The 7,154-nt window shown below is 66.5% G+C and carries 5 protein-coding genes and 1 pseudogene; 4 read left to right on the top strand and 2 right to left on the bottom strand.

Annotated features, from left to right (window positions below; genetic code table 11):
- Nucleotides 1-25: 25 nt before the first annotated feature.
- A pseudogene (locus LQV45_RS14430) lies at nucleotides 26-1,181 on the bottom strand (SAM-dependent methyltransferase).
- Nucleotides 1,182-1,247: 66 nt separating this feature from the next.
- Here LQV45_RS14430 and LQV45_RS14425 point away from each other — a divergent pair.
- The 4 genes from LQV45_RS14425 (at nucleotide 1,248) to LQV45_RS14410 (ending at nucleotide 6,559) form a co-directional block, all read left to right on the top strand.
- On the top strand, nucleotides 1,248-1,682 hold the full coding sequence (locus LQV45_RS14425) for a hypothetical protein (protein ID WP_230007626.1): 435 nt from the start codon (nucleotides 1,248-1,250) through the stop codon (nucleotides 1,680-1,682).
- Between the two features lie 537 nt (nucleotides 1,683-2,219).
- Entirely contained in the window at nucleotides 2,220-2,516 is a 297-nt protein-coding gene (gene groES / locus LQV45_RS14420; RefSeq protein WP_028275747.1) for a co-chaperone GroES, read from the top strand.
- Nucleotides 2,517-2,597: 81 nt separating this feature from the next.
- Entirely contained in the window at nucleotides 2,598-4,208 is a 1,611-nt protein-coding gene (groL, locus tag LQV45_RS14415; protein WP_230007625.1) for a chaperonin GroEL, read from the top strand.
- Between the two features lie 269 nt (nucleotides 4,209-4,477).
- A complete protein-coding gene (locus tag LQV45_RS14410; protein WP_290370252.1) occupies nucleotides 4,478-6,559 on the top strand; it encodes an acyltransferase family protein in 2,082 nt (693 codons plus the stop codon).
- 76 nt (nucleotides 6,560-6,635) lie between these two features.
- Here LQV45_RS14410 and LQV45_RS14405 read toward each other — a convergent pair.
- Nucleotides 6,636-7,154: DUF389 domain-containing protein (locus LQV45_RS14405; protein WP_230007624.1), on the bottom strand; the 519-nt coding region annotated here is incomplete at its 5' end.

The following is a 7,154-nucleotide window of genomic DNA, read 5'->3' as shown; positions in this document are numbered from 1 at the left end:
GGCCGGTGGGATCCCGCTGGCGGGGCTAGACCGGCTCCACCGAGACGGCCACCCGGTCCTCGCCGATCCTGGTGAGGACCAGGGTGGCCGATTTCTTACCCTTGTGCTTTCCGCTTCCGCCGGGCAGGAGTTGCTTCCGCAGCTCCTCCGGGGTCACGGCGGTGCCGCGCTTCTTGATGTCCAGGACGCCGATCCCTTGGTCCTTGACCCACGTCTTGAGTGCCTTGACGTTGAACGGCATCACCTCCAGGACCCTGTACGCCTTGGCGAACGGGGTGTCATGCAGCTCCGGGGCGCAGATGTAGGCGATGTGCTCGTCCACGAGGTGCCCGCCCAGCTGGAGCGCGACGTCGGCCACCAGGCCGGCGCGGATCACCGCGCCGTCGGGCTCATACAGGTACCCCTCCACGGGCCCAACGGGCGCCACCGGGCCGGCGCCGAAGTCCTCGCCGCTGGTGAGCTCAGCGGAACCAAGGGGGCCGAGCAGGAGGGCCGCGCGCCGCACCCCGGGGCGCCGCACCGCGTTGAACCACAGGGCCACCTCGGTCACGTCCCCGGCCACGGAAACCCACTGGGCCTCGCAGCCGGCCGGCACGGAGTCGTGTGGCATGCCCGGGCCCATCTTCACGCCGACGACGCGGCCGGAGCCGGCGAGTGACTCCACGAAGGGCTGGGTCGAGCCAGACGCCGTCGATCCCCTAGAGCGAAACCGAGGTGGCATCGGAGTGGACCACGGTGGCGTTGCGGAAGGGGATCAGGTTCATGGTGGCGCAGGCGGCCGTGGCCTCGTCCATTTCCACGGCGGTGACCACCAGGTCCAGGGATGCCAGGGCCATCGTGTCGGCCCCCAGCCCGCAGCCGAGATCGGCGACATGGCCGATTCCGGCCTCCGCGAACCGCTGCGCGTGCCGTGCCGCCACCGTGAGCCGGGTGGCCTGTTCCAGACCGGCCTTCGTGAAAATCATCTGCCGGGCAAATTCGCCGAACTTCGCCTCGGCCTTGGTCCGCAGCCGGGACTGGGTGAGCACGGCCGAGACCAGCTCGGGGGAGTGGCCGGCCTTGCGCAGCGACGCCGTGAGGCGGAAGGCCTCGTCCTCGCGGTACGGGCCCAACGACGCCAGCAGCTCCCAGCCCTCGGGGGTGAGGATCGGGGCAATATGTTCCTGCGGTGCGTCAGTCATGGCATCCAGCGTAGTTGAGGTCAGCGGGCGCGCTGTGACCGGACGGCGGGGGCTAGGCTTGATGGCATGGAAGACAGCGGCACAGGCGACAGCATCTCAGCGGACACGGCCGGGCAGGACACGGCCGGCGACGACGACGCCAGGCAGGAGCGCCGGCGGCCGCAGGGACTGGCCCGCTACGCAAAACCGGCGCTGATCGCCGGCGCGGTGATCGCCGTCGTGTCCGTCGCACTTTTGGTGATCATCTTCTTCCTCGATTCCTTCAACGCCACCGTGTATTCCGTCGGCGGCAAGAACGTCCAGGACGCCACGGACGAGGCCCGGGCCATCCGCGAGACCTATGCCGCGGCCCGGCTCGGCGGCATCATCTTCCTCATCGCCGGCATTCTGCTGGCCGCCGCCGGCGCCGTGCTGTCGTTCCGGCACCGGAATGACGAAGGCCAGAACACGGACGAAGACGACGGCGAGGACGTGGACTTCGACGACCTCGCAGACCAGTAGCCATCGAGTAGGCGCGCGAATAGACGCCGCTGGTGGGCGCGCACCGCACCGCCAAACGGCCAACGGCCACGGGCCAGGGGACATGCCCAGCCTCCTCCGCCCCGGATGGACATGTCCTCCCCGGCAGCCCGGACCCGTTGGGCATGTCCGTCGCTCAGCACGGGTACAGAGCATGACGCCCAAGTGTCCTCTGGCCGCAGCAAAAAATGGGCATGTCCTCCCGGGCCGCCCGTATGCGTTGGGCATGTCCATCGCTCAGCACGGGCACAGAGCATGATGCCCAAGTGTCCTCCGGCCGCAGCGAAAAATGGGCATGTCCCCTAGGGGGAAATGTTCACCCGGAACGAATTTCTGGCACTCGCCTTGACCGAGTGCTAACCATTTACATAGAGTCGTCATTAGCACTCTCCCTAGGAGGGTGCTAACACATGAAGCGCGTTCCGCCAGGCACGCTGCCGGCACCGCGACGACGGTCTGTGCGCCTTGGCATCACCGCTTCATAGTCCACGAATTTGCTGACGAAAAGGAGAGGTCCGAGTGTCGGTCTCTATTAAGCCTCTTGAGGATCGTATTGTTGTCCGCCCGCTCGAAGCCGAGCAGACCACGGCTTCCGGCCTGGTTATCCCGGACTCCGCGCAGGAGAAGCCGCAGGAAGGCGAAGTTGTTGCAGTAGGCCCCGGCCGCTTCGATGACAACGGCAACCGCGTTCCCGTTGACGTTGCCGTTGGCGACGTCGTCATCTACTCCAAGTACGGTGGAACCGAAGTCAAGACCGGCGGCACCGAGTACCTCGTGCTCTCCGCCCGCGACGTTCTGGCGATCGTCGTAAAGTAACTCTCTTGGACCCCCGCGCAGCCGATCCTTTCGCATTGAATGGATCAGTTGCGCGGGGTTCTGTCTTGAAAGGACAAAACCATGGCAAAGCAGCTTGCGTTTAACGACGCTGCCCGCCGGTCGCTTGAAGCCGGCATCGATAAGCTCGCCAACACCGTCAAGGTCACGCTGGGTCCGCGCGGCCGCAACGTCGTACTGGACAAGAAGTGGGGCGCCCCCACGATCACCAACGATGGTGTGACCATCGCCCGTGAAATCGAGCTGGATGACCCCTACGAGAACCTTGGCGCGCAGCTTGCCAAGGAGGTCGCCACCAAGACCAACGACGTTGCCGGCGACGGCACCACCACCGCCACCGTCCTGGCTCAGGCGCTGGTCAAGGGAGGCCTGCGCAACGTAGCGGCAGGCGCCGCACCGGGCGAAATCAAGCGCGGCATCGAGGTTTCGGTCGAGGCCGTCGCCGCCCGCCTGCTGGAGAACGCGCGCCCGGTTGAAGGCACGCAGGTTGCCAACGTTGCCGCAATCTCCGCCCAGAGCGACGAGGTCGGCGAGCTGCTGGCCGAGGCGTTCGGCAAGGTCGGCAAGGATGGTGTGATCACCATCGAGGAGTCCTCCACCACGCAGACCGAGCTGGTCCTGACCGAGGGCATGCAGTTCGACAAGGGCTACCTGTCCCCGTACTTCGTCACCGACGCGGAACGCCAGGAGGCCGTCCTCGAGGACGCCCTGATCCTGATCAACCAGGGCAAGATCTCCTCAGTGCAGGATTTCCTGCCGCTGCTGGAAAAGGCGCTGCAGAGCTCCAAGCCGCTCTTCATCATCGCCGAAGACGTCGAGGGCGAGGCCCTGTCCACGCTGATCGTCAACCGCATCCGAGGCACGCTGAACGTCGTCGCCGTCAAGGCGCCGGGCTTCGGTGACCGCCGCAAGGCCATGCTCCAGGACATCGCGACCCTCACCGGTGCGCAGGTTGTCTCCGCGGAGCTGGGCCTGAGCCTGGACACCGTTGGCCTCGAGGTGCTCGGCACCGCACGCCGCATCACGATCACCAAGGACAACACCACGATCGTCGACGGCGCCGGTTCGGCCGAGGACGTCGCCGCCCGTGTTGCCCAGCTGCGCGCCGAGCTGACCCGCACCGATTCGGACTGGGACAAGGAAAAGCTGCAGGAACGCCTGGCCAAGCTGGCCGGCGGGATCGGCGTGATCAAGGTCGGCGCCGCCACCGAGGTTGAGCTGAAGGAAAAGAAGCACCGCATCGAGGACGCCGTATCCTCCACCCGCGCTGCCCTCGAAGAAGGCATCGTGGCCGGCGGCGGCTCCGCCCTCATCCATGCGCTGAAGGCGCTCGACGAGGACGCGGCCGTCCAGGCCCTCGAAGGTGACGCGGCTGCGGCCGTCGGCATCGTCCGCCGCGCCCTGGTCCAGCCGCTGCGCTGGATCGCCCAGAACGCCGGCTTCGACGGCTATGTCGTGGCTGCCAAGGTCGCCGAATCCGCCGTGAACCAGGGCTTCAACGCCAAGTCCGGCGAATACGAAGACCTGATCGCCGCCGGCGTGATCGACCCCGTGAAGGTGACGCGTGCGGCTCTGCGCAACGCGGCCTCCATCGCGGCACTGGTCCTCACCACGGAAACCCTCGTGGTGGAGAAGCCGGCTGACGAAGACGAGCACGCAGGGCACAAGCACTAGGCTCTGCCCGCAGGGGGGACGGTCCGGCATCTGCCGGGCCGTCCCTTTTTCTGTCGAGTCTCTGCTGCCGTCCTGCCGTGTTCGTGGCCGCAAGTTGCCGTGATTCTGGCAGAGTTAACCCGTCAGGTGCCGCTCCAGCGTCCCGGGTTCACTGGAAACTCCCACGTTGGCATGCCTCAATGGGGTTCAGTGGCCGCCGTGACGATTGGCCATCAAAATTACGGTTTGGTAACATGGAGGCTTTGGTTATCTGGTTGAGGGGTAGTTCTATGACACAGCAAGGAACCTTGCCCCGGCCTGCCCGGCACATTGCCGCGACGGGGCACGATCCCGCAGCCAAGTCTGGCCGAAAATCCACCTTCAGGCCCGAAATCCAGGGACTCCGGTCCCTCGCTGTGCTGATGGTCATGACCTATCACATCTGGCTGGGCCGGGTTTCCGGCGGCGTGGACGTCTTCCTGCTGATCTCGGCCTTCCTTATGACGCTGCAGTTCGTGGGCCGGTACGAGCAGGGCCGGTCCATGGCCCTCATCAAACACTGGCTGCACCTTTTCCGGCGCCTCGTCCCTGCCGCCGTCACCGTCCTGGTGGCCATCCTTGCCGCAACTGTCCTCTTCCTGCCCCGGACCCGGTGGATGGAAATCATCAACCAGGGCTGGGCCTCCCTGGGCTATGCCGAGAACTGGCTCCTGCAGACCCAGGCGACAAACTACTACGCCGCGGATCACAGCCAGGCCAGTCCCTTCCAGCATTTCTGGTCCCTTTCGATCCAGGGCCAGGTCTTTATCCTGTGGCCGCTCATTTTTGTGGGGGCCGCGTTCGTCGCCAAGCGCTTCAGGCTCCGCTACCGTGTGCTGCTGTCCTACGTCTTCGCCGTGATCTTCGTTGTTTCGCTGCTCTACTCGATCGTCTTCACCCAGGCGAGCCAAACGGAGGCGTACTTCGACACCTGGGCCCGGCTGTGGGAGTTTGCCCTGGGCACGCTCGTGGCTTTGGCCCTTCCTGCCCTGCGGCTTCCGCGGGGCTGGCGGATCGGGCTTGGCTGGCTGGGCATTGTGGCCATGCTCAGCTGCGGCCTCCTGCTCAACGTCCAGGCTTCCTTTCCCGGGTTTGTGGCGCTCTGGCCCACCCTGGCGGCCGCCTGTGTCATCGCAGCCGGGCAGTCGGGCAGCAAGCTGGGCGTCGACCGGATCCTGAGTTCGAAGCCCTTGGTCCGGCTGGGCGACATTTCGTATGCCCTGTACCTGTGGCACTGGCCGGTTCTGGTCATCTCCCTTGCCGTGATGCACAGGGAAAAAGCGGGTCTGATCACAGGCGCCGTCATCGTCACTGTTTCCCTGGTGCTCGCCTACCTCACCACCCGCTTCATTGAGAAGCCCTGGCGTGAGTGGCAGTGGCCGGAGGTGCGGCGGCGCCGCGCCCTCGTTGCCATCGCCGTGGCCGTGGTCACCGCCGCCGTGCCGCTGGCGGGGATTCAGATCCAGCAGCACCTCGAAAGCGAAGCAGTCCTGGCCCAAGCCCCGAAGAACAACCCGGGCGCCCTGGCGCTGACGCCGGGCTTTGTGGACCAGGCCGACGCCAACGCCGTCCTGCTACCCACCCCGCAGACGCTGCCGCAGGACTGGGCCAGCCTCCCTAACTCGTGCTCCGGTGACCTGCAGCCGCAGGACCCGGTCCTTCAGAAGGACTGTTTCCAGAACAATCAATCCGACACCGGAGCGAAAAAGGTCCTCGTGATCGGGGATTCCCACGCACAGCAATGGCTGGGCTCGATTGCTCCCCTCAGCGATGAGAAGGGCTGGCGGCTCTACGCCATGCTCAAGGGTGCCTGCAAGCCCAACATCGCGCCGCAGCACGTCTCGGCGGATTGCGACAATTTCAATGCGGCCGTCGCATCCGAAGTGAAGAACAACCCGCCGGACGCCATCATCATCGTGGGCACTGAGGCAGCGCCGTCGTCGCCACAGGAGACCGTGATCCCGGGCTTCGAAGCCACCGCGAAGGCTTGGACGGACGAGGGCATCAAGGTCGTGGCCCTCCGGGACAATCCGCGTTTTACCTTCAACATGGCAGAGTGCGTAGCGACGAAGGGTGCCGGCGCGCCGGACTGCAGGCCGCGCGAGCAAGGCATGCTTGCGGCAACGAATCCCTTGGCCGCGCTGGATGGCAAGGTGCCGGGCGTCGCGTTCGTTGACATGACTGACCTGATCTGCAATGGCACGGAATGCCCGGGCGCGGTCGGCAACACCTACGTCTACCTGGACGACAACCACCTCAGCCGGAGCTATGCGGCCAGCATGGCGCCCATGTTCAGCCAGAGGCTCCTCGCCGCGACCGGATGGGGCCCCTAAGCTCCACGGTCCCCGGGCCTGCCGGCCGTAGTCCCCAGGACTGCCCGCCGTCGCGGGCACCTGCGGCGCCCGTGCGTCAGTGCTGGGAGCGGTCCGCCCTGCGCCGCAGCTGGCGGGCGGTGTCCGGTGCCAGCCGCCTGGTCACCAGCCGGTAGAACAGCAGGACCCCGACGGCGGCCACCACGATTCCGACTAGGTTCAGGAACAGCTGCAGGGCGGAGCCGGCTGCCTTCTGGTACTCGCCCAGGACCAGTGCCACGGCCACGAAACCGGCTGCCGGCACCGTCGTGACGGAGATGAACACCCCGATCAGCGCCGCCGAGCGCCGGCTGATGACCGACAGCATCCCGGCTGTTCCGGCGAGGACGGCGACGATCAGGGAATAGGGGCCGGGGTGGTAGATGAATTCAACTGCCGAACCGTGGTCCAGCGCGTCCGCGGGGAACAGCCCGAGTGGCACGGAGAGCCACGCTGTCAGCGCGGCGGCCAGCATCGCGACGGGAAAACCGACGCCGAGGGCCAGCGCCGCGTCACGTCCGAGCCGCCGCTGGCGCCGGACCAGGGCCACGGCCAGGGCAGCCAGCGGGCCGAACTC

Source organism: Microbacterium sp. Bi128 (assembly GCF_918698205.1).
The sequence above is the reverse complement of the archived record's forward strand: the minus strand, read 5'-3'. Positions and strand labels throughout refer to the sequence as shown.

Excerpts from the sequence above, each read along its gene's own strand:
- LQV45_RS14425 (WP_230007626.1), top strand. The coding sequence starts at position 1,248 with ATGGAAGACAGCGGCACAGGCGACAGCATCTCAGCGGACACGGCCGGG.
- LQV45_RS14410 (WP_290370252.1), top strand. The coding sequence starts at position 4,478 with ATGACACAGCAAGGAACCTTGCCCCGGCCTGCCCGGCACATTGCCGCG.
- groL (WP_230007625.1), top strand. The coding sequence starts at position 2,598 with ATGGCAAAGCAGCTTGCGTTTAACGACGCTGCCCGCCGGTCGCTTGAA.